Genomic DNA, 22,827 nt, shown 5'->3' with positions numbered 1-22,827 from the left:
TCCGGTACACATTTGTGTACACAAAATAGACCTAATGCACACCATTCTCAACACTTTATATGTCATGACCCCGGGCGCCTATGCGCACTTGGAGAACAATACCGTGCGCATAGATGTGGAAAAGGAAAAGCGCCTGCAAGTACCGCTGCACCATCTGGAGGGATTGGTCTGCTTTGGCAACGTCATGGTGTCGCCTTTTCTCATCCATCGCTTGGCGGATGAAGGTAAGTCGTTGGTTCTATTGGAAGATTCTGGGAGATTCAAGGCTCGCTTGGAAGGGCCGGTTTCGGGCAACATACTGCTGCGCCAGGCCCAACACCGGGCGGCCGGTGACCGCGCCTTTGTCGTGAAAGTCTCTCGTGCCGTGGTGGCGGGCAAACTGAAGAACAGCCGATCCGTGGTTTTGCGGGGAGCTCGCGAGGCATCGACGCTGAAAGAGGCGGAAACCTTAACTCGCAAAGCCCAAAACCTCGCTGCTTCCTTGCGAGCCACCAAGGAAGCCCCGGACCTGGACACCCTGCGCGGCATTGAAGGGGAGGCGGCCCGAGGTTATTTCGAAGCGCTAAACCTGGTTATCAAACCCAACGCACGTGAGTATTTTGTGCTCAACGGGCGAACCCGCCGGCCACCGCGAGATCGTTTCAACGCGTTGCTTTCATTTCTCTACTCCATGCTAATGAATAGTTGTCGTTCGGCGTTAGAGGTGGCGGGCTTGGATCCGCAACTGGGTTTCCTGCATGCCGTACGCCCCGGTCGCGCTGCCTTCGCACTGGATCTGCAAGAGGAGTTTCGTTCGGTTATTGCCGATCGTTTGGCACTGACGTTGATTAATCGGGGTCAGGTTACGGTTGGCGACTTTGACGAACGTGAGGGTGGCGCGGTGATGCTCAACGAGCAGGGTCGTCGCAAGGTCGTGACCGCTTGGCAGGAGCGCCGACAGGACGAGGTAACGCACCCGATATTGGAAACCAGCATGCCCATCGTGTTGTTGCCGTTGATGCAAGCGCGCTTCATGGCACGCACCGTGCGAGGCGAGATGGAAGGCTATGTGCCCTACCTGGCCAAATAGGAATCCATAGTGCTAATTATCGTAACCTATGATGTGTCGACGGAAACGCGGGCAGGGCGCCGTCGCCTGCGCCGTGTCGCCAAGGTGTGTGAATCTGTCGGACAACGAGTTCAGAAATCGGTCTTCGAGTGCCAGGTCAATGAAATGCAATTCGAGGAACTGGAACGGTCGCTTCTCGTAGAGATCGACGAGTCGGAGGACAACTTGCGCTTCTACCGCATCACTGAACCAACAGAATTGCGAGTTAGGGAGTACGGGAATTTCCGATCGGTCGACTTCGAAGGAACGCTCGTTGTATGACGCGCGAACCCTCAGTATCGCTAGATTGCGGGGAGGTTCGCGGATACGCGAACCTATTGTTCTTTAACAATTTGGCAGTTCTTGAACGCCGAAACGCACGATTACTTCGTCACCATCTGTCGAGGTTCGCGCATTCAGGTGTATTTCTGTATTCGCAGCCAGAGGTTGCGAAAACGGAGCATCACCCGCTCTCACGAGCGGGTGCGGATTGAAACTGCCAATCTCCATCGCCATATTCAGCGGCGACATTGCATCACCCGCTCTCACGAGCGGGTGCGGATTGAAACAGATGGTGCCGATGATTACGTGAAGGTCAACACCTGCATCACCCGCTCTCACGAGCGGGTGCGGATTGAAACTCGGGGATTTACGACGTTCATCCCGAAACCAAGGTGCATCACCCGCTCTCACGAGCGGGTGCGGATTGAAACGTTATGATCTTTGGTGAATACATGATCGTCGATGGGCATCACCCGCTCTCACGAGCGGGTGCGGATTGAAACCAGAAGATCAAGAAGCCCCGCTACCAGCGTCAACGCATCACCCGCTCTCACGAGCGGGTGCGGATTGAAACAAACTGTCTCTGTAGTCGCAGCGGCTGATCTGTCGCATCACCCGCTCTCACGAGCGGGTGCGGATTGAAACCCCCTCCCGCATGGCCCCTACCTTGGGGCCATGCGCATCACCCGCTCTCACGAGCGGGTGCGGATTGAAACAAGCCGATCTCTATGTCGACAACGACAGCCTGATCGCATCACCCGCTCTCACGAGCGGGTGCGGATTGAAACTTGATCATCTCAAGCGTGACGTCCTCGGTACCGCGCATCACCCGCTCTCACGAGCGGGTGCGGATTGAAACGCGCTCACGCGCCATCACCATCGTGCGCACAGAGGCATCACCCGCTCTCACGAGCGGGTGCGGATTGAAACACCTCGCGCTCGAGGAGCAGTTCCGCCTCCCAGGCATCACCCGCTCTCACGAGCGGGTGCGGATTGAAACTGGAAGCCCTGCCGCTGCGACGAGTTGCCCGATCGCATCACCCGCTCTCACGAGCGGGTGCGGATTGAAACAAAGAGATGATCGCCGAAAACCGCAAGCTCGAAGGCATCACCCGCTCTCACGAGCGGGTGCGGATTGAAACAAGGCGGGTATGTTCGCGCGCCAGACCGGCAAGAGCATCACCCGCTCTCACGAGCGGGTGCGGATTGAAACAGGTGATCCCAGGCTTACCTGATTGTCGTCGGTGATGCATCACCCGCTCTCACGAGCGGGTGCGGATTGAAACTAATTCCCACCCGGAAGATCCCGACCATTCGCCTGCATCACCCGCTCTCACGAGCGGGTGCGGATTGAAACCGGCGTGGTGTCGGTGAACTGGATCAACGACCAAGCATCACCCGCTCTCACGAGCGGGTGCGGATTGAAACATCGAGATCCGTGATGGGCGCCACCAGCGGCGCCTGCATCACCCGCTCTCACGAGCGGGTGCGGATTGAAACTTGTGCACCAGGCGCCGTTCGACGGCATCGAACAGCATCACCCGCTCTCACGAGCGGGTGCGGATTGAAACCCGACAACGCATGGCTGCACCCATGTCCACTTACCGCATCACCCGCTCTCACGAGCGGGTGCGGATTGAAACCTATTTGCGCAGCTGATCCTCCAGTATTACCTGTGCATCACCCGCTCTCACGAGCGGGTGCGGATTGAAACTGCGGGTGCGGTTGGCGCGGGCGCTTTGGGTGCCGCATCACCCGCTCTCACGAGCGGGTGCGGATTGAAACAGTCATCGGCGCCCTCGCGAGCCGAGACTGGGCGGGCATCACCCGCTCTCACGAGCGGGTGCGGATTGAAACTCTAAAGCCGTCGCTCCGGCGGTAATCAACCGCACGCATCACCCGCTCTCACGAGCGGGTGCGGATTGAAACTGGCGGGAATGGGATGACGCCGGCCGCCCCGTCAGCATCACCCGCTCTCACGAGCGGGTGCGGATTGAAACGTGATTCACTCCGCACACAACGGCGACGCGCAAAGCATCACCCGCTCTCACGAGCGGGTGCGGATTGAAACACAAACATCGGTGGCGCATGCTCGGAGGTCGGCCTGCATCACCCGCTCTCACGAGCGGGTGCGGATTGAAACCTATTTGCGCAGCTGATCCTCCAGTATTACCTGTGCATCACCCGCTCTCACGAGCGGGTGCGGATTGAAACTGCGGGTGCGGTTGGCGCGGGCGCTTTGGGTGCCGCATCACCCGCTCTCACGAGCGGGTGCGGATTGAAACACTATGGGACATCGAGCGGGACGTATACGGACTATGCATCACCCGCTCTCACGAGCGGGTGCGGATTGAAACCAACGATCAGACGGCGAAGTGCTGGGCAAATCCAGCATCACCCGCTCTCACGAGCGGGTGCGGATTGAAACATTTTCCTGCTCATCAACAACGGTGATCGCTCACGCATCACCCGCTCTCACGAGCGGGTGCGGATTGAAACCGCTGATTGATCTGCGAGGTAGCATCGTCCGTCATGCATCACCCGCTCTCACGAGCGGGTGCGGATTGAAACGCGGTAAACCCAGCAATATTCGCGCGATTAGCGACGCATCACCCGCTCTCACGAGCGGGTGCGGATTGAAACCTCGGCATCGCCTGCGGCGTGTGGGTGATGTCGGGCATCACCCGCTCTCACGAGCGGGTGCGGATTGAAACGTCTTGGACCAGAACGGAACGAACGAAGCGCGAAGGCATCACCCGCTCTCACGAGCGGGTGCGGATTGAAACGAGTCGGTGGCGGTAGCGGTGACGTACAGCGTGGGCATCACCCGCTCTCACGAGCGGGTGCGGATTGAAACCATCGTATCGGCGTAGGGGTAGCCGAGCTTTGTCGCATCACCCGCTCTCACGAGCGGGTGCGGATTGAAACATCTGCACCCAACGATCAAGATAGATAGCCGCCTGCATCACCCGCTCTCACGAGCGGGTGCGGATTGAAACATGAGTTCGCCGCGCGATACGAGTTCCAGGTTGTGCATCACCCGCTCTCACGAGCGGGTGCGGATTGAAACGAGTTGCGTCTTGAACACTTTTTGCTGCTGATAAGCATCACCCGCTCTCACGAGCGGGTGCGGATTGAAACCCTGAGTACAGCGTTAAATCCGCTGCCGCCGGACGGCATCACCCGCTCTCACGAGCGGGTGCGGATTGAAACCAACGGTTTCGGGGGCATGACCCAAAATACATTGGCATCACCCGCTCTCACGAGCGGGTGCGGATTGAAACCGGTTGCCCACGACATATCAAACCCGGCAGCGACGCATCACCCGCTCTCACGAGCGGGTCAAGCACTTATCAATGGACATTCTCAGGGGTGGCACACCACTAGACGAGTGATCCCCGTGTTCGAAGTTTTGACCTGCAAGTCCACTCACCCCTATTGCGGCTCGATCGTCCACTCGTGCGCGCAACGACGGCATTTCACCAGAAACCGCGCGGTATTGGACAGGACGTCGTAGCGACCGTAACACCCGCATTTCCCGCAGGTCGAGTGGTTGGCATAGCGTTGCGCCGACATGATCTTTTTGGTGAATGTCATCCATGAATGAAATCCCATCAGCCCGATGAAATAGAGCGCTGCCAGCGTGATGTAAGGTGTGATCCCAGGCGCACTGAACCCGACGAACTCCAGAATCGCGACGATGATCAGTCCGCACAGCAGGCAGGTCGTCAGCCAGGCAAAGCTGTACAACAATTGCCGCTCGTACCAGCGGCGAAAGCCGAGCTTGGCGATGGAGTGGGCAGGTTCCATGCGCGGGTCACCGGGTTGAGAAGAGGAGTGCTGCGGAGGCGTGCCTTGATCAGAAGCTAGTTCGGGATCGGCGGCGGGTCAAGGCGAGTCCGGGCTTAATGTGAAGGGTCGCCGCGAGGGGCGGCAACGGCGGGAATGGGGTGTTGACCCGCCGCCCTGATCTATGGGGCGCATGCGGGTCGGCTGGTCGAGAAGTTCAGGCGTGAAAATGAGCGGGGGTGCGATCGAGTTCGTCGAGCACCCGTGTGGTCACCAATGGTCCTCGAATGTGGTGAAAAGAGTCGTTGGCCACCCTTGCCATGCCGAGGACTATGACCGGCAGAAGAGGATTGCCCCTCTCATCGCAGTAGTTATTCCGGATCTCGGTCAGGGCTTCTTCGTTGTTGGCCATCGCGACCACCATATCGGGCAGACCCTGGTCGGCAGGATCGAACCAGGTGTAGTGGCGGGCGCGGTCGCGTGCGGTGGAAAGCGTGACAATCCCATTCAGCAGACGGCGTTCGATCTGGCCGATGCCTACTGCCAACAGACTGAAATTCCGCTCAACATTCATTCTGATCTCCTTGCCGGGTTATCGTGTGACGATCCAGGCATCTTTTGCGCCGCAGGTAGCCTGTAGAGATGCAAGGTACACGCCAATCAATCAAATTTCTCGAATGTTAATGATTAAACAATCAGATAAGTGGTGCCGGGTTTTACAACGGCACCAGGGGTTTCTGACGACAAATGTTGAAAAGTGACATTGAGCGTCACTGCAGGCGGCCGGAGGGCGCTGTTGAACCGGCCGTGGAGCCCATGCGTGGCTACTCCGCCAGCAGCCATTCCCATTCGTGACCGCAGGCAGGATCGCCCAGCAGCATGGCGAGTTCAGCAACGGCTTCGCTGAGCATCTCTTCGAATTTCCAGGGTGGATGGGCGATCAGGAGGAGGCTCGAACCGAGCATACCGGGACGGTGCGCCCCATCAGGCAGACTCGACTCCGCGCGCAGCACTGTTCGTTGACCGCTGTGCCATACGGTGTCGAGATAAGCGAGTGCGACTCCCTGTGGGTGAGTAGCCGCAGGGGGTGCGTCAGCACCACGTGCCTGTGCACATCGGCACCATTGCCGGCGTGTAGGCCAGGCAGATAGCTGAGCAGGGTGCGGGGCTAGCGGCGGTTGTACTTGGTGGCGTTGCCGCGGGCCAGATCGACCGGATACTTTTCGGCATTGATGCGCAGTTTGTCCCGTACCGCGCGATCGAGGTCTATCCCCAGCTGATCGGCGAGGCGGAGCAGGTAGATCTGGACATCGGCGATCTCCTGGCGTGCCATTTCGAGGTCTTTGCCGTGCGGATCGAGGGTGCGGGACTGCTCTTCACTCAGCCACTGGAAGAGCTCGAGCAGTTCACCGGCCTCGGCGGTGAGTGCCATGGCCAGGTTCTTGGGACTCTGGAACCGTTCCCAGTCGCGCTCGCGCACAAAGGTGCGAAGCTGTCGTTGCAGGGCTTCGATATCCATGACCTAGCGTGAAATGCCGATGCCAATACCGATGCGAAACTGCGGTTTACCGTAGTCGCTGGGCGGCCACAGCGCGCTCTGTTCGATCTGCAGCACCGGATAGCGGTACTCCGTAGCGCCGACGCGGCCGCTGCGCGAGGGCTGAACCGTGCCGACGAAGCTGGCGATTTTACCGGCGCTGTAGTCGAGCGTCTCCAGGTAGCCCTTTTTGACCGCGAGAATCCGCCCGAGCGGTGCACTGTCGGTATTGGGTCGGCCGCTGTCACCGAGCGGGTAGGCGAGCAGTTCCACCACCGACTCGTCCGCCTGATTGCGACTGCTGACGATCACACCCCCCCAGTGCACGCGTCTGCCGCTGGAGAGATCCAGGGTCTCGGTGGCGAGATCGGGCGACAAGCTCTTGTCGATGCCCTGGGTATCGAGTTTGGGCGTAGCCGCACAGGCGGTAATCAGCAGGCCGGCCAACAGCAGGGAAAGGGGACGCGCGCTCACTATGGGTTACTCGTCAGTAGGGGTGATACGGATGCCGCCACCACGGATAGGGGTAGCCCCAAGGATACCATGGGTCATCCCAGTAGGGCGGGTCGCGGCGGATCGGGCGTGGGCTCCACAGATGCAGCGCCTCGGTTGCCACTACCGGATAGGTGTAGAGGAAGTTCCCGATCTCTCGTGACGATGGAGCACTCAAGGTGCCGGTGAGCGTGATTTCGCTGTCGGCGGTGTAGATCAGCGGATCGAGGAATTCGCGGGTGTGCGCGATAAAGCGCCCCAGTGCAGCCCCCGTAACAGTGGGGCGCCCCGCTGCATCGAGGGGCCGCGCCAGGATCTCGACCTGGCTTCCTGTTGCGAGATTCTCGACCTTGATGATGACACCGCCCCAGCGCACTCGCTCGCCGATATGGGCAGGGGGCACGCGCAACACTGTGTGCAGATCGGGTGCTTGGGGAAGGTCCTGTTGCAGGGATTTTGGCAACGGGCTCGCGCAGCCCGCGAGCGAGCTCAATACGACAGCCAACACGGCGCGGCGCAGCGTGGTACTCAAGAGTTCTCCCCCTTGCCCGATAAACGTAAACATAACCGGTTCCTTGGAGCGGTGCGGCTTTTAAAAAGTTCGCCCGAGAAGATGATGCGTACGAACCTCACCTTGGCCCTCGCAGTGTTGTTGGTAGCACAGAGCGCGATTGCCGCTGAGGACGAGCCACACCGGCCACCCATGCCCGATGCCGTGCCGGCCGCTGGCGCGCCCGCATCGCAGGCAGCCGTGCCTACGCCTCCTCCAACCTTTGAGGATGCCTTGGCGGCCTACGAAAGGCGTGAGTATAAACAGGCTTTCGAGATCTGGGAGGGACTCGCCAAGCTGGGCGATGCACGGTCGCAGTACCGATTGGGACTGATGTACGAGAAGGGCCAGTACGTGGTTTATGACGGCGAGCAGGCGTTGGGTTGGTATACCCGCGCCGCCGAGAGCAATGAACCCGACGCCCAGTACCGGTTGGCGCAGGCCCTGGAGAAGGGGCAGGGCCTGGAAGAGAATCCGATGCAGGCGGTGTTCTGGTACGCCCGCGCCGCAGCCAACGGCAGCGAGGCCGCCAAGAAGGATCTGCAACGTCTTCAGGAAGAGATTGACGACGTGGTTGCCAAGCAGCAGATCAGGGTCCTCGAAAAGGTTCAGGCGCAGGCGCGCCGCGAGGGATTTGAAGAGGGTGTCACCCAGGCCAAGCAGACCGCCGAGGCGGTGGCGCTGAAGCGCGAACTGGAACGCAAGCGCGAGGTGCGCAATCTGGAGCGACAGAGCGCGGAGCGCGAGCAGCGTCGCCAGCGCGAGTTCAAACAGGAACTGGAGGCCGCACGCAAGGCGACCATAGCGCAGGCGCTGCGCGATGAGGAAGAGCGCATTCGTCGCGAGGCCCTGGTCAATGTGCGCGGCGAAGTGCGCGAACAGATCCGTGCCGAGGCCGTCGCCGAGCTGCGCGGGGAGGTGCGGCAGGAGTTGCAACGCCGTGCGCGGAGCGACAGTCCGCAGACTCCGGTGCGGGATCTGCTTGCCGAGCGGCGTGCGGCACTGGATGCGCTGGCCGAACGTTCCGCGAAACAGGCGAAAACGACGGAACAGGCGATCACGGCTTTTGATGCCGGTCGTTACGATGAGGCGCTGAAGATCCTGCGCAAACTGGCCGCGGGCGATGAGTCCGTAGCGCTGGCCCGATATTACCTGGGGCGCGCCTACGAACAAGGGTCAGGGGTTGAGCGCGATGCGGCCCAGGCACGGAGCTGGTATCTGAGTGTTGCCGATACCGATTTGCTGGACGCGCAGGTGCGGCTGGCCGATCTGCTTTCGATGGGGGACACCGCGGTGCGGGATGACGCCCAGGCGGCGCGCTGGTACGAGCGCCGGGCTGAGGCGGGCGATCCCTACGCACGGGAGCGACTGATCCAACTCTATGGACCCTCCGGCCCGCTGCAGAATCCGGCGGAAGCGGTGCGTTGGGTGCGGCGCATGGCGGAAGCGGGCGCACCGGATTATCAGCGTCGTTTGGGCGACTACTATCGACTCGGTTACGGGGTGCCGCAAGATGCGCGCGAGGCGGTGGTCTGGTATCGGCAGGCGGCGGAGCAGGGCAATGCCGAAGCGCAGCTGCGCATGGGCGAGGCTTATGCCGGCGGTGATGGGGTGGCACGCTTTACGCCCGAGGCGGCGCGCTGGTATCGGGAGGCCGGCCGGCGCGGCGTGGTCCAGGCACAGTATCTGCTTGCGCAGCTCTATGATCGTGGCGATGGTCTGCCCGAGGATGTTCCTGAGGCCATGCGCTGGTACGAGCGTGCCGCCGGCAACGGTTCGACGGCTGCACAGCGCAGATTGGGCGAGCTCTATGCCGATGATGGAAGAGTGGCGCGAGACTATGTTGCCGCGGCACGTTGGCTGAGAAAGGCGGCGGAAGCGAGCGATCCGGCGGCTCAATACCGTTTGGCAAAACTCCATCTTGACGGGCAGGGGCTCCCGCAGGACTACGCCATGGCGGCAAATTGGCTGGAGCGCGCTGCGCGCCAGAATTGGCAGCCCGCGCAGCAGGAACTGGGGCGGATCTATTTTTCGGGGCTGGGTACGAAACCCGACTACGTCAAGGCGCATTTGTGGTGGAATCTTGCCGCTGCGCGTGGCGATACCCTGGCCGGTAACTACCGCGACATCGTGGCGCGGCGTATGTCGCCGACGCAGCTCGTTGAGGCGCAGCGTATGAGTCGCGAAATGTCAGCGGTCAATTGATGGTCTAGATACGCAGTCCGCCCAGGCGTTTCATGACCCGTGTACGATACCAGGATGCGCCACTTCCGAAGGCGATCAGCAGCAGGGCTGCGCTTCCCCCGACCCAGTAGAAGAGTTCGAGCCGGGCATCTGTGGCCTCGGAAGGCTGCGGTCGCAGCGCTTCGATCTCCTGTGTCAGCTCCGCGATCTTCTGCTGCAGTTGGTCGCGTTCTGCGGTGAGGTTCATCAGATTGGCGCTCAGGGTGGTGTTGGCCTCGTTGACCTTGCCCATCTCGCCGTTGACCCGTTCCATCTCGCTGCTTAGTTTGGCGTAGCGCTCTTCCATCGCCGCCAATTGCTGGCGCGCCGGCATCTCGTCACTGATGTAGGTGACGCTGACCCAGCCTTCGACGCCATCGGGTGTGCGAACGCGCAGGTTGCGCTTTTCGCGCTCCAGAACTTCGAGCACCGTGCCGGATTTCACCACCGCTACCGGCTTGCCGCTGTCGCGTTCAGGTCGAATGCCGAGGTAGATAATGTCGTTGACCCACACGGTTTCGGAGAGTGCCAGCAGCGGCCAGCAACAAGCTATCAGGAGTAGTGCGCGTTTCATCTCGGTCCCTGTTTTCTTTTCGGATCGGGGATTGGGATCGGCCGATATACTAGCATGCAAGTGTCGTTGCACTCGGAGATGCTTCACAATAACCGGCCTGAATCCTGCGCAGCGTGCAATGTCGATGCGCCGGGAAGGTGGTATCGGCTATTCGCTTGCTACAATAGCGCGATGACCACCCGCCACCGTATTCTGCGCATTCTCCAGGACGGCCGTTTTCATTCCGGCGAAACGCTGGGCCGACAGCTGGGCGTCAGTCGCGCCGCCGTGTGGAAGGCGCTGCGGGGGCTTGCGGAGATGGGGGTGGCTGTGGACGCCGTGACCGGTCGCGGCTACCGGCTTACCGATCCGCTTGAACTGCTCGATGAACGCCTTATCACCGAAACACTTTCCGAACGTGCCCGAAATCTGCTGTCGGGGCTGCATCTGTTCGAAGCCACCGATTCCACGAATCGATTTCTCATGGAGCAGGGCGCCGCGGGCGCGCCGTGCGGCAGCGTCTGCCTGGCGGAGGCGCAACAGGCGGGTCGCGGTCGCCGCGGTCGGACCTGGGTCTCGCCGTTTGCCGGCAATCTCTATCTGTCGGTGCTCTGGCGTTTTGCTGGCGGACCGCAGGCGGCACAGGGTTTGAGTCTCGCCGTGGGAGTCATGGCGGCGCAGGTGCTGGAATCGCTGGGAGTTGCCGAGGTGAAACTGAAGTGGCCCAACGATCTGCTGTGGCGCGGCGCCAAACTGGGCGGCATCCTGGTCGAGATGGCTGGCGAGGCGGGAGGACCGTGTTACGTGGTGGTGGGCATCGGCATCAATGTGCGTATGCCGCCCGGCGCGGGGGCGCCCATCGATCAGGCGTGGACCGATCTCCATAGCGCCGGTTGTGGCGCGACGGTTTCACGCAACCTGCTGGCAGCCACCATGATCGATACGCTGTTGTGCGGTCTCGACGCCTTCGGTCAAACCGGGCTGCAGTCCTATCTGCAGCCCTGGCGGCGCCTGGATGCCTTGTGCGAACAACCGGTGACCGTCCATACGCCGGGTGGCGCGATCGATGGCGAGGGGGTGGGGATCGATGAGACCGGGGCGCTGCGTGTGCGTCACGCGGGCGGTATCCGCACCTTTCACGCCGGTGATGTGAGCTTGCGGAGGCGGTCGTGATCCTGCTGCTCGACCTCGGCAATACGCGACTCAAGTGGATGCGGTTGACGGCCGATGGACTCTGCCCCGGTGGTTCCATTACACATCGTGATGCGGATTTTTCGGCTTCACTGCGCAACGCCTGGTCGGCGCTGGAGCTGCCGAAGCGCATCGTGGCGGCAAGCGTTGCGCGCTCGGAGGTGCAGGTCGCGCTGGACGCATGGGCGCAGCAGCAATGGGGCACACGCGTGGAGTTTGTGACGCCACAGGCGAAACTGGCCGGGGTGACCAACGGCTATCGGCGGCCCGAGCGTCTGGGTGTGGACCGGTGGGTTGCGTTGCTGGCGGCTCACGACCGGTTTCCCGGTGCGGTGAGTATCGTCGATTGCGGCAGTGCGGTGACCATTGACGCGCTCAATGGTGCCGGCGAACACCTGGGTGGATTGATCGCGCCGGGTCTCGGTACCATGCACCGTTCGTTGACGGGTGGCGATATCAACCTGGATGCCGGCGCCGGGCTGGATGCCATCCCCGCGGAACTGCTGGGCCATGACACGGCGCAGGCGGTCGGGCACGGCATACACTACTGTCTTGCGGCGTTTATCGATCGCGTCTGCGATCAGTTCGATGAACAACTCGGTGCCACCTCGCTGCGTTTGCTCACCGGCGGCGATGCCGTGCGCATGCGGCCATTGTTGAGAGGCGACTATCGGTTGGAGCCCGATCTGGTATTGGAGGGATTGGCGGTGATAGTGCGTACCGGGCAAGGGGTCAATGTCGCATGAGGTGGCTATTCGGAATTCTGTTGCTGGCCAACCTGATTCTGTTCCTTTGGGATTCGACCCAGCCCGCGGTGAACCAGGGAGCGCCGGCACCCCTGCCGGCTACTGTGGCGGGGGTCGCACCGCTGGTACTGGTGGGTGAGCAACGCGCTCTACCGACGAGCCCGCCGGCACAGCTTGCCGAGGCTGCAACTCCGGCCGTGCCTCAATCGGAGAGCCAACCCCTTACGACTGAGCCCGAGGTGACGCCAGCGAAGGTTGCAGAGGCACCTGTTCCGCCTGAGCAGCCCGAGCCCGAGCCCGAACCAACGCCGGCGCCGGCACCGGCACCTCCCCCCGTTTCTGCACCCACGCCATCTCCTGAGCCGGAACCTGTCGTCGCACCGGCCGTCACCGCGGAATGTACCCGGTTTGGCCCCTTCAGCGACGAGGATCGTGCTCGGGCTGCGGCGCGTTTTCTTGCCGGTCAGAATGTCTACGCCACTTTGGCAACGGAGGGTGAGACCCGTGATGCCCGCTACATCGCCTATCTGCCGGCCGCGGACTCCCGGGCGGCCGCGTTGGAACGCCTGCGCGAGTTGAAGGCCAAGGGCATCGACAGCTTTATCATGGGTGGCGCGTTTAACAATGCCATTTCGCTCGGCGTATTCAGTCAGCAGGAGTCGGCACTGCGTTTGGTCGCTCAGATGGAGCGACGCGGCTACGCCGTGAAGATCTACAGCCAGGAGCGTGCGTCGGCGATACACTGGCTGGAACTGGGTCGAAGGAACACCGATCGCATGTCCCGGGAGCTGGCGGCCACGCTCACCAGGCGTTATCCCGAGGCCCGATATGAGGCCCGTTCTTGCCCCTGATGGGGGCAGCACTTAGAATCTCGGCTCACCTCGGCGGCTTGGCTATGATCACTATTTAGATCGTCACTTGCAGCGCCGACAGGTAAAATCATAACTATGCCGGCATAGCACAACTGGCAGTGCAACTGATTTGTAATCAGTAGGTTGGGGGTTCAAGTCCCTCTGCCGGCACCAACTTCCCCTGGAATCGCCCCTTTGTTTGACCGGGCGTTACACTGTAGTGGCCAATTGCAGAGTGACCTGGCGTCGCGGGCCGCGGTCGGGCAGCGCTGACCTGAATCGGTCTGATATTAGGATTTGAACGCGACCTGAGAATGCTTACATGATCAAGAAGATTTCGGCCGGCGAGCTTCGGCCGGGGATGTACATTCACGATCTCAACTGCGGATGGATGGATCATCCGTTTGCCAGCAAACGGTTCAAGGTCGATAGTCTTAAAGTCGTGGAGAAGGTTCGCGCAATCGGCATCCACGAATTGTATATCGACACTTCGAAGGGCCTGGACCTGATTCACGCACCCACCGAGAGCGAAGCGGCCGAGGCACGCCAGGCCGACCTGGAGCGCTTGGCCGACAAGGCTGCGAAAGCGGCCTTGAAACCGATCAAGGTCAGCGCTGCGGAAGAGCGGGAGAAAGCGTCCAGAGTACAGGATGAGGCACGTCGGGTGGCTACCGATCTGATGCAGAATGTGCGTCTCGGCCGACAGATCGAGGTGGCCCGTGTCGAGCCTGTTGTGGGCGAGATGGTGGATTCGGTCTTTCGCAACAAGGATGCGCTCATCAGTCTCGGCCGGATCCGCGAAGCCGACCAATACACCTTCCAACATTCAGTCAATCTGTGTGTGTTGATGGTGGCATTTGCCAAAACGATCGGCCTGGATCATGACACCATCACCCGAATCGGCATCGGTGCGATGCTGCACGATATCGGCAAGATGAAAGTGCCGGAGGAGATCCTCAACAAACCGGGCAAGCTCACTGATGAGGAGTTTGCGGTGATGCGCGGTCACGTGACCCTCTCCGCCAATCTGCTTACCGAGTCTCCGGATATCGATCCGATTTCGATCGCTGTTGCCTACGAACACCATGAGCGCTGGGACGGCACCGGCTACCCACGCAAGTTGAAAGGCGATGAGATCAGCCAGTTCGGGCAGATGTCCGCCATCGTTGATGTCTACGATGCTATCACCTCCGATCGCTGCTACCACACGGGAATGCATCCGACCGACGCGCTGGGACGCATGTTGGAGTGGAGCAAATATCACTTCAACCCACTGCTTACCCAACAGTTCATTCAATGCGTGGGTATCTATCCGGTGGGGACCGTGGTGCGTCTAGAGAGCGGACGGCTTGCCGTCGTCGTGGAGGCCAGCGACAAGAACATGCTGCAACCGGTGGTGAGAGTGGTATACGACATGCGCAAAAAGCAGTTCATCACGCCCCGGGATATCGACCTGTCGCGTGCCTCCGATACCCGAACCGATCGTATCGTCGGTCATGAGGAGGCGGATAAGTGGGGAATCAAGACCCGGGTGATACTGGCATCGAAGATTTGAGCGCTTCACGTCCGGCCATCAACCAACGCGATCCGGCGGCGCCGAACAGCCCTGGGGGAACGGAGTGAGCACCTTCCGCTGACACGATCCTCCACGCGATACGCAGTGGAGCGTGTCAGTCGGTCATGGCCGCAGGCTGCGTAGCAGCACCGCCATCTCATCGGCGGGCAGTGGCCGGCTGAACAGAAATCCCTGTACCTCGTCGCAACCCTCGTTCGCCAAAAACTCGCGTTGCGCTTCGGTTTCCACGCCCTCGGCCAGTACTTTGAGCTTCATGCTTCTGCCCAGAGCGATCACGGCGCGGGCGATGGCTTCGTCGTTGGTGTCATTGGGAATGTCGCGTACGAATGATTGATCAATCTTGAGACGGTCAATCGGTAGTTGCTTGAGGTAGGCCAGCGAAGAGTAACCCGTGCCGAAGTCATCGATGGATATGCTGACACCGAGTTCGCGCAATGCCCTGATGACTTTGATCGTATCGATGCCCTCACTCATTACATATGTTTCAGTGATCTCCAGATCGAGAAAACGCGCAGGCAACCCGGTGTCGGCTAGAACCTCCGTGACGGTGGCTGCAAGATTGCCGCGCTGCAGTTGCTGGCCGGAGAGATTGACGGAAACGCTGCATTGTGCGATTTCGGCATCATGCCACTCCTTGAGCTGGCGGCATGCTTCGTTTAACACCCATGCGCCGATCGGCACTATGAGGCCGCTATCTTCGGCGACAGGAATGAATCGCAGGGGTGACACCATGCCCATTGCGGGGTGATTCCAACGCAGCAGCGCTTCGATGCCCATCAATTGGCCGGTCGCCAGAATGTACTGGGGTTGGTAGCAAAGATAGAGCTCATTGTTATCCAGGGCACGGCGCAGTTGGGCCTCCATCTGAACTCTCTCGTGGGCGCTGCGGGTCAGGTCGCTGGTATAGAAGTTGTAGTGGCTTCGCCCCAACTCTTTGGCGCGATACATCGCCGCATCAGCATTGCGGATCATGGTGGTCATCTCCTCGCCGTCCTGGGGAAAGATGCTGATGCCGATACTGGTGGTGATGTGTAGCTCGTGTGCATCGACTACGATCGGGTCGGAGAAGGTCTCGATGAGTTTAGTGGCAACTATTCCTGCATCGCGCGGGCTCTTGATCTGTTCGAGGATAACGGTGAATTCATCACCTCCGAGACGCGCGACGGTATCTTCTTCACGCAAACAATCCCTTAGCCGCCGGGCCACAATCTGCAACACGCTATCTCCGATCGGATGGCCAAGGCTGTCATTGATGTGTTTGAAACGATCGAGGTCGAGAAATAGCAAGGCAACACGCGACTTGTCGCGCTTGGCGCGTTTTAGCGTGTGCTCAAAACGTTCCATGAACAGCAATCGGTTGGGTAGTTCGGTCAGTACATCAAAATGTGCCAGGTGCCGGATGCGCTCTTCAGAAATCTTTTTCTCGGAGATATCGGAGAAAACGCTGATGTACTGCTCAACGCTGCCCTGTTCGTTGTATACAGCGGAAATGTTTTGCCAAACCGGATGGACTCCACCGTCCTTGCGCCGGTTCCAGATTTCGCCACGCCAAAAGCCATGCGCTGAGAGAGAGATCCACATATTTCGGTAAAAGCTCTCGTCGTGCCGATGCGATTGCAGGATCGCGGGCGTGCGCCCCACGGCTTCTTCCTCGCTAAAGCCGGTAATGGCGGTGAAAGCCTGGTTGACGCGCAGGATGGTTCCATTGGCCTCCGTAATCATGATGCCTTCGGTGGTGTTGGAGAAGACACTGGCGGCCAGGCGCATCTCCGCTTCGGTGCGGTGGCGCTCGGTCGCATCCTGCACAACCGCGAGATAAACCGGTGGCTGCTCGTTGGCGAAGAACTGGAGCTTGATCTCCACCGGGTAGAGAGATCCGTCTTTGCGCTCGTGGGAGGTGTTGAAGAAGATTTCGCGTGTCTCCTCGGAACGCAGCGGTGCAATGAGTTTTTCGAAGCGCTCGCTATCGTAATGGGGCTTGATGTCGAGGGGTGTTAGTGCCCGCAGCTCCTCTATGGAATAACCCAGATTGTCGCGCGCGCCGCGATTGACAAGCAGAAAACGCAACGACTGAGCGTCGAATACGTAGAGTTCGTTGGCAGAGGCCTCGAGGATACGTCCCAGGCGACTGGTCAGCGCTTCGCTGGTTTTGCGCTCGGTGATGTCTTCGGCGATGCCCAGTATGAACTCCGGATTTCCCGCCTTGTCGAGTATGGGGATTTTTTTGGTGTGAAGCAGACGCCTGCCCAGGTGAGGCGTCTCCAGAGACTCTTCGGGAATATCGAGCAACTCGCCGCTCTGCACGACCTGGCGATCGGTGGCATCGAAAGAGTCGGCCTCTTCGCCGGAGAATAAGTCCTGATTGGTCTTTCCAATCAGTTGCTCGCGGGAGTAGCCCATCACCTCCTCGCTTTTGCGGTTGACGTGAACGAACTTGAGATCGCCGGCGCCTTTAACAAAAATCATGGCGGGCAGATTCTCAAACACCGTGGTGAGGAAACGCTCGCTCTCCTCAAGACCGGCCTGCGCGGTGCGCTGCAGGGTTACGTCCTGAGCAATACCGATCAAACGCTGAACATTGCCGTAGCTATCGCGCACCACCTCGGCGCGCGAGTGCACATGGCGTATCGCACCATTGGCATGCAGCACGCGATATTCGACATCGTAGGATCGCTTATCCTGAATGGCGCCCTGTATGGCGTTTTCCAGTGCCGGGCGGTCATCGGGATGAGTGATTGCCAGGAGTTCGGCGGGTCCCGCCGGGTAGCTCTGATCGACGCCGTAGATGGCGCGTACACCCTGTGACCACTCGACATGATTCGTGCTGTAGTCGTACTCCCAGCTGCCGATGCCGGCGATCTCGTGCGCTTTTTCGAGGCGCAGCTGGTAGTCGCGGAGCTGTTCTTCCTGCTGTTTGCGCTGACTGATGTCGATGGTGACTCCGTCCCAAAGTATCGAGCCATCCGCCAGTCGTCGGGCGTGTGCCTGGGCCTCGACCCATTTGACCCGTCCTTCGACGGTGGTGATGCGGAATTCTTCGTGCCAGTGCGTGGCCTCATCGGTGGCTTTCTTCAGAGAATCGAGAAAACGCTCGCGATCGTACGGATAGATGTGATCGATAATGATCGAACTGTTGCGCATCGCCTCTTCCGGAGAGATGCCGAACATCTGTCGGATGCCCTCGCTCATATAGGCGTAGCGGATATTTCCCTGCGGGTCCTGGAGGCGTTGAAAGACCACCAGCCCGGGTATGTTCTTTGTCGCCGCCTGCAGCTTTGCCTCTGTTTCACGCAGCGCGGTCGTGGCATCCACACGTTCGAATTCGGCCGCGGCACGACTGGCGAATATCCGCAGAATATCGGTGATCTCTTCCGGGTTGGTGAACGGGCGCGTGTCCATGATCGCAAGCAGCCCCAAAGGCGTCTCGTTGAAGTCTTTGAGCGGAATTGCGGCATAGGCTTGAATATCGAGTTGTCGCAACTGATCGTCATTGGGAAACAACGCCTGCACATCGTGCGGATAGATGCACAGCGAACCTCCCACCACGGTTTGGCAGGGAGTGCCTGCCAGCGGATAACGAAAGTTGGGCGCCACTGCACCGTGCGCCCAATAAGCCTCGGTTGCGACCTCGTCAGTGTCGGGCAGATAGCGGCCGACATAGGCGAAGTCGAGGTTGAACGCTTGTGCAATGTGGCGGACCAGTTCCTCGAAGAACGCACCGCTGGTGGGCACTGACAGGCCTGCCGCAACCTTGTGGAGGGTCTGCTCGGTTTCATGGATCGGCGTGATATCCGACATCAACGCGTAGTAGCCACGGACGCCGCCTGTGGTATCGAAATCCGGGAGGTAATGGGTGTCGAGCCAATGCAGCTTGCCATCCGGCTCGGTGCGCTGCTGCTCGAATCGCACCTCTTCCCCCTTCAGAACGCGAGCTATGTGGTACTTGATTGCGGTGAATGTTTTCTCGCCGATGAGCTCCCGCAGCGGACGATCGAGGATCTCGTCGCGCTCGCGTCGGAACCATGTGGCGTAAGCTTGATTGACAAAGCGGTAGTGAAGATCGCGGTCGAGATAGGAGATCAGTGTCGGCACGGCGTCCAAAACGCGCTGCAACGGACCTAACTGACCGCGTGAATTACGAAGCGCGGCGAGAAGCTCCTGCTGTTCCACCGATGTCTGCATTGTTATCAGCTAAGCGCACAACGCGTGCGACTTCCACTCCATAATTTGTTCCAAATAGTAGTTCGTAATCCAAAGTGGTGCAAAAGGGGATGTCCGAGGCTCGACACTGGGTTCAGGGTCTTTCGGGACGGGTGCCGCACTTTGGACCCCTGCAGCAAGATAGCCACCTTCGATGGCCAGTGCATGACCGCTGACGTTACTCGCTTCGGGAGAGGCCAGGAACAGGGACTCGTCCTTCTATTTTTATCGTTACGCGCACCAGCATAAGCTGGCCCGTCCGGCAAACCATACCGAGTTCCGCTGACCGTGAAACCAGCGAAGCATCGCATTATCTGCGCAGAGCGGTAGAATCCCGGGGTCTAGCGGGGTTGGCACGGGAAAAGGCGCGCCTGTTCTATACTGCCGGACCAGCCGCTGCGCAATTTGCGCGGGTAACGATTGTACAGAGCTTATGAGGACCAGTTGTGATCAAGTTACGGAGTTTTGTCTGGGTGGTGTTGATGACGGTGGTGTATCCACTCCAGGCGGCCGAACGCGATGATCTGTATCTCCAGGGCTACATCGGTGCCATCCTGGAGCGTGAACTCGGGTGGGTGCGCAGCGATTTCGATGTTCAGGTGCAAAGGGGCCTGGTGACGCTGCACCTATACCGCGGTGATGATGCAAAACAGCGCGAAGCTGAACGCGTACTGCGCGATTTGCCCGGCATGGAGGGACTCAACATTGCGCGATCGCCCGCGGCGCCGAGTCAGGCCGAGGTCACCGTGGCGGAGACGCTGGGTGTGGGCCCCGAGTCTGTGGCGCTGCCGGCCGGTGACCCCTTCTGGCCGTTGATCGCCGATCCGAAAGAACCCCGGTTTTTTGTCAGTGTGCGGCGCTACACGACACGCGCCGATACGGTCAATATCGCGGCCGTGGGCTACGGCGAGAGCTTTGGCCTCTACCGCAAGGAGGGCATACGGCGCGGCGATGCGCTGCAGGTGAGCGTGGCGGGTGGGCTATTGGCACAGTTCAATCTCGACGCTCCGTCGTTTGATTTGATCAACGCCGATTACATGATCGGTCTGCCCATCACCTACCGGCGCGGAGATTTCTCGATGCGCCTGCGGCTCTATCACCAGAGTTCGCATCTGGGCGATGAGTTTTTGCTCAATACCAACCCCGATCGGGTGAATCTCAGCTACGAAGCGCTGGAAGCAGTGTTCTCCTACGATTGGAACCAGTGGCGGGGCTACGCCGGCGGTGAGTATCTGGTGCATCGCGAGCCTGCCGATCTGGAACCCGCCATGCTGCATCTCGGTGCTGAGTATCGTGGAGTGAAGCCTGTCCTGGGTTCGGGCCGCTGGATCGGTGGCTTGGATATGAAGAGCTACGAGGAGCATGACTGGTCGGTCAGCACCAGTCTCAAGGTGGGCTGGGAGTTCGGCAAGGGCGGCCCGGGACGCCGTAATCTGCGCTGGCTATGGGAGGCGTACAACGGCTTTTCGCCCCATGGCCAGTTCTACAACAATCGCCTCCGTTACTTCGGTACCGGTATCTATCTCGGTTTTTAGGCGTGAGAACCGATCGTCAGTGCAAGCGACTGCTCATATCGGGTAGCGGTGGGGTTGTCGTACGCGGTGCCGGCGATGAGTGGTGAAGCATCAGCCGCCAGCCGTCCTCTTCGCGACGATAGATGTTGGTGGCCAGCACCGGTGCGTGGGGTTCGCGCTCCTTGCCGACCAGGATATTCTCTTCGACGATATGGATGGCCACATCTTCGCTCTGGGTGCGGTGCAGGCGACTGACACGAAACTCCATGGGCGGTTCTCCAGCGAAAATCTGCTCCCAGCCGGTGCGGATTTCATCGACACCGCTCAAGGGACGCTGGAGCGGGTGGATGCAGGCAATCGTCTCATCTGCCGCCCAGACCTGCATCATCACTTCCAGATTGCCGGTTTCAAAGGCTTCATAGAAGGCCTGCTCGGCATCGTTCGCTGTCGGATACATCGCGTCCAATCTCCTCGGGCTACATCAGTGAAGGCGGCTCTTGATCGGATTGCCAGAAGCGCGTGCTCGATTGTCTTAGCTGCGTACCGGCGGCCAGGAGCCGGGTCAGCAGCGGCTTCTTGGCGACGAAGCGAACCTCGAAAAGATCGCGTTCTCCGCTGGCATTCATCAAGTAGTCATCGCTGGTGCGCAGCTCATCGATCAGCTTGAGGTCCAGAGCGCGAATGCCATGCCAATGCTCGCCGGTGGCAACCCGCTCAATATCGAGTTGCGGACGATTTTCGATGACGTAAGCCTTGAACAGAGCGTGCACATCCTCGACCTCGTCGCGAAGTTTCTGCCGGGCCACCTCCGTATTCTCACCGAAGAGGGTCAAGGTGCGCTTGAAATCGCCGGCGGTGATCTGCTCAAAATCGATATTGTTCTTTTTCAGCAGGCGATGGAAGTTCGGCAGCTGCGTGATGACACCGATTGAGCCGAGTACGGCAAACGGTGCGGCCAGTATGCGTGTGGCGACACAGGCCATCATGTAGCCACCGCTTGCCGCGACCTTGTCCACTGCAATGGTCAGCGGGATGTTGCGTTGTCTGATGCGTTGCAGTTGCGACGCGGCCAGACCATAGGCATGTACCATCCCGCCTGCGCTTTCCAGGCGGACCAGAACTTCATCCTCCGCGGTCGCCACGGCCAGAACCGCGGAAATCTCTTCGCGCAGGGCATTGACCGCGGAAGCGCGAATATCACCGTGGAAGTCGAGTACAAAGAGCCGATGGCGCCCCGTTTCGGGCTGGTGTTTGAGCTGCTTCGCCTCCGCCTTGAGTCGCTTCTTCTCCTCCTTGGCCGCCCTCTTGGCCAATGGGGGTGGCAGCATCGCCGAGCGCAGGGCTTGTGCAGTCTCCCGGTACTTGTCGTTCAAGCTTTTGACCTCGAGGTGTTCCTTGGCGCGACCGGGCGCGCCCCGACTGGACAGCGCCACAACGCCGGCGGTGGCGGCGAGTACTACCGCCAGTATCGTCACCGCCTTGGCCAGGAACATTCCGTACTCGCTTAAAAACTCCATTCAATAGCTCCATTGAGTCGAAGGTGGCAGTTTATCAGTACTCCCTGTCTCCCTAGAACCTATCTCAGAATCCCCCGCGTGCTGTGTTGAGCCCCAGAGGTGCGCTGGGTAGGCCCGAAGGCGCAGCCAATAGCAACCGCTATTGGCAAGTCGAGAACACCGCCAGCGCACCTCTGGGGCCAACCCGAAGGGCCGGCCACTCGTGGCTCCAGCGCGGTGTTGCGGCTCGCTCATTGGGAATGACCCAACCACGCTCGCCGCGCCTGGCGCTGAAACCACGAGCGACCGGCACAGCTCGCGCGGGATTCTGAGATAGGGCATCTCTGATTAAGTCCCAAAGTTTGCGACAATACACGCATTATTTGGAACCGGTAGAAAACGATGAAGCAGCAAACGTTTGCCGCGGGGGAATTTGAGCAATTTCGAAAACCAACCCGGCGAGAGAAATTTCTCTCGGAGATGGATGCTGTGGTTCCATGGGATCAGCTTTGTGAGCTCATCAAACCCCACTACCCCAAAGCGGGAAACGGGCGCCCACCCATTGAACTGGAACGGATGTTGCGCATCTACTTCCTCCAACACTGGTTCAACCTGTCGGATCCAGGCGCCGAGGAAGCGTTGTATGAATCTCGCTCCATGTGTCTTTTCGCCGGCATTGACCTTGGGCGTGAGCCGGTTCCCGACGAGACGACGATTCTCAATTTTCGTCATCTGCTGGA

19 protein-coding genes, 1 tRNA gene and 1 CRISPR repeat array are annotated in these 22,827 nt (G+C 60.0%); of the genes, 10 read left to right on the top strand and 10 right to left on the bottom strand.

From position 1 onward, the window contains the following. Positions 1 to 34: 34 nt before the first annotated feature. Together cas1c and cas2 are read left to right on the top strand one after the other, a co-directional pair. On the top strand, positions 35 to 1,069 hold the full coding sequence (gene cas1c, locus DWQ09_06515) for a type I-C CRISPR-associated endonuclease Cas1 (protein KAA3628866.1): 1,035 nt from the start codon (positions 35 to 37) through the stop codon (positions 1,067 to 1,069). A gap of 9 nt (positions 1,070 to 1,078) precedes the next feature. Then, positions 1,079 to 1,369: a CRISPR-associated endonuclease Cas2 gene (gene cas2 / locus DWQ09_06510; protein ID KAA3628865.1), complete on the top strand. Its 291-nt coding sequence runs from the start codon at positions 1,079 to 1,081 to the stop codon at positions 1,367 to 1,369. 178 nt (positions 1,370 to 1,547) lie between these two features. Beyond that, positions 1,548 to 4,724: a CRISPR direct-repeat array (repeat unit 37 nt; unit sequence GCATCACCCGCTCTCACGAGCGGGTGCGGATTGAAAC). Positions 4,725 to 4,804: 80 nt separating this feature from the next. On the opposite strand, the gene DWQ09_06505 is transcribed toward cas2, so the two are convergent. The 6 genes from DWQ09_06505 to DWQ09_06480 all read right to left on the bottom strand — a co-directional run bounded on the left by DWQ09_06505 (position 4,805) and on the right by DWQ09_06480 (position 7,752). Further along, entirely contained in the window at positions 4,805 to 5,179 is a 375-nt protein-coding gene (locus DWQ09_06505; GenBank protein ID KAA3628864.1) for a hypothetical protein, read from the bottom strand. Positions 5,180 to 5,375: 196 nt separating this feature from the next. Further along, positions 5,376 to 5,732, bottom strand: coding sequence for a hypothetical protein (locus DWQ09_06500; protein ID KAA3628863.1), 357 nt, complete (start codon positions 5,730 to 5,732; stop codon positions 5,376 to 5,378). 250 nt (positions 5,733 to 5,982) lie between these two features. Then, entirely contained in the window at positions 5,983 to 6,171 is a 189-nt protein-coding gene (locus DWQ09_06495) for a 23S rRNA (adenine(2030)-N(6))-methyltransferase RlmJ (protein KAA3628862.1), read from the bottom strand. Between the two features lie 155 nt (positions 6,172 to 6,326). Next, positions 6,327 to 6,677: a nucleotide pyrophosphohydrolase gene (locus DWQ09_06490; protein ID KAA3628861.1), complete on the bottom strand. Its 351-nt coding sequence runs from the start codon at positions 6,675 to 6,677 to the stop codon at positions 6,327 to 6,329. 3 nt (positions 6,678 to 6,680) lie between these two features. Beyond that, positions 6,681 to 7,172, bottom strand: a complete 492-nt coding sequence (locus DWQ09_06485) for a hypothetical protein (protein KAA3628860.1) — start codon at positions 7,170 to 7,172, stop codon at positions 6,681 to 6,683. 10 nt (positions 7,173 to 7,182) lie between these two features. Beyond that, positions 7,183 to 7,752, bottom strand: a complete 570-nt coding sequence (locus tag DWQ09_06480; protein KAA3628927.1) for a hypothetical protein — start codon at positions 7,750 to 7,752, stop codon at positions 7,183 to 7,185. On the opposite strand from DWQ09_06480, the gene DWQ09_06475 reads away from it, so the two are divergent. Continuing rightward, the gene (locus DWQ09_06475) at positions 7,429 to 9,942 is read left to right on the top strand and encodes a hypothetical protein (GenBank protein KAA3628859.1); all 2,514 of its coding nucleotides are present in this window, start codon (positions 7,429 to 7,431) and stop codon (positions 9,940 to 9,942) included. The genes DWQ09_06480 and DWQ09_06475 overlap by 324 nt on opposite strands. A 4-nt stretch (positions 9,943 to 9,946) precedes the next feature. Here DWQ09_06475 and DWQ09_06470 read toward each other — a convergent pair whose 3' ends face one another. Next, positions 9,947 to 10,534: a TIGR04211 family SH3 domain-containing protein gene (locus DWQ09_06470; protein KAA3628858.1), complete on the bottom strand. Its 588-nt coding sequence runs from the start codon at positions 10,532 to 10,534 to the stop codon at positions 9,947 to 9,949. 171 nt (positions 10,535 to 10,705) lie between these two features. Between DWQ09_06470 and DWQ09_06465 the strand changes: the two genes are divergently transcribed. The 5 genes from DWQ09_06465 to DWQ09_06445 all read left to right on the top strand — a co-directional run bounded on the left by DWQ09_06465 (position 10,706) and on the right by DWQ09_06445 (position 14,856). Beyond that, on the top strand, positions 10,706 to 11,686 hold the full coding sequence (locus DWQ09_06465; GenBank protein ID KAA3628857.1) for a bifunctional biotin--[acetyl-CoA-carboxylase] ligase/biotin operon repressor BirA: 981 nt from the start codon (positions 10,706 to 10,708) through the stop codon (positions 11,684 to 11,686). Continuing rightward, the gene (locus DWQ09_06460) at positions 11,683 to 12,450 is read left to right on the top strand and encodes a type III pantothenate kinase (protein ID KAA3628856.1); all 768 of its coding nucleotides are present in this window, start codon (positions 11,683 to 11,685) and stop codon (positions 12,448 to 12,450) included. Before DWQ09_06465 ends, DWQ09_06460 begins: the two co-directional genes overlap by 4 nt. Next, positions 12,447 to 13,301, top strand: a complete 855-nt coding sequence (locus tag DWQ09_06455; protein ID KAA3628855.1) for a hypothetical protein — start codon at positions 12,447 to 12,449, stop codon at positions 13,299 to 13,301. Before DWQ09_06460 ends, DWQ09_06455 begins: the two co-directional genes overlap by 4 nt. Positions 13,302 to 13,399: 98 nt before the next feature. Continuing rightward, a tRNA-Thr gene (locus DWQ09_06450) sits at positions 13,400 to 13,475 on the top strand. 148 nt (positions 13,476 to 13,623) lie between these two features. Further along, positions 13,624 to 14,856, top strand: coding sequence for an HD-GYP domain-containing protein (locus DWQ09_06445; GenBank protein KAA3628854.1), 1,233 nt, complete (start codon positions 13,624 to 13,626; stop codon positions 14,854 to 14,856). Between the two features lie 123 nt (positions 14,857 to 14,979). Here the strand turns inward: DWQ09_06445 and DWQ09_06440 are convergent, their stop codons facing one another. Next, positions 14,980 to 19,059, bottom strand: a complete 4,080-nt coding sequence (locus DWQ09_06440; protein ID KAA3628853.1) for a PAS domain S-box protein — start codon at positions 19,057 to 19,059, stop codon at positions 14,980 to 14,982. 464 nt (positions 19,060 to 19,523) lie between these two features. Between DWQ09_06440 and DWQ09_06435 the strand changes: the two genes are divergently transcribed. After that, a complete protein-coding gene (locus DWQ09_06435) occupies positions 19,524 to 20,612 on the top strand; it encodes a DUF1207 domain-containing protein (GenBank protein KAA3628852.1) in 1,089 nt (362 codons plus the stop codon). A gap of 16 nt (positions 20,613 to 20,628) precedes the next feature. Here the strand turns inward: DWQ09_06435 and DWQ09_06430 are convergent, their stop codons facing one another. Together DWQ09_06430 and DWQ09_06425 are read right to left on the bottom strand one after the other, a co-directional pair. Then, positions 20,629 to 21,048 carry an SgcJ/EcaC family oxidoreductase gene (locus DWQ09_06430; GenBank protein KAA3628851.1) on the bottom strand — a complete coding sequence of 140 codons (420 nt, stop codon included), beginning with the start codon at positions 21,046 to 21,048 and terminating at the stop codon, positions 20,629 to 20,631. 19 nt (positions 21,049 to 21,067) lie between these two features. Beyond that, on the bottom strand, positions 21,068 to 22,108 hold the full coding sequence (locus tag DWQ09_06425) for a protease SohB (protein KAA3628850.1): 1,041 nt from the start codon (positions 22,106 to 22,108) through the stop codon (positions 21,068 to 21,070). A gap of 381 nt (positions 22,109 to 22,489) precedes the next feature. Between DWQ09_06425 and DWQ09_06420 the strand changes: the two genes are divergently transcribed. Next, positions 22,490 to 22,827: transposase (locus DWQ09_06420; protein ID KAA3628926.1), on the top strand; the 338-nt coding region annotated here is incomplete at its 3' end.

The organism is Pseudomonadota bacterium (assembly GCA_008501635.1).
In the GTDB taxonomy this organism is placed as follows: Bacteria; Pseudomonadota; Gammaproteobacteria; order QQUJ01; family QQUJ01; genus QQUJ01.
Note: the sequence above shows the minus strand (reverse complement) of the source record. Positions and strands in the feature narration are given on the sequence as shown.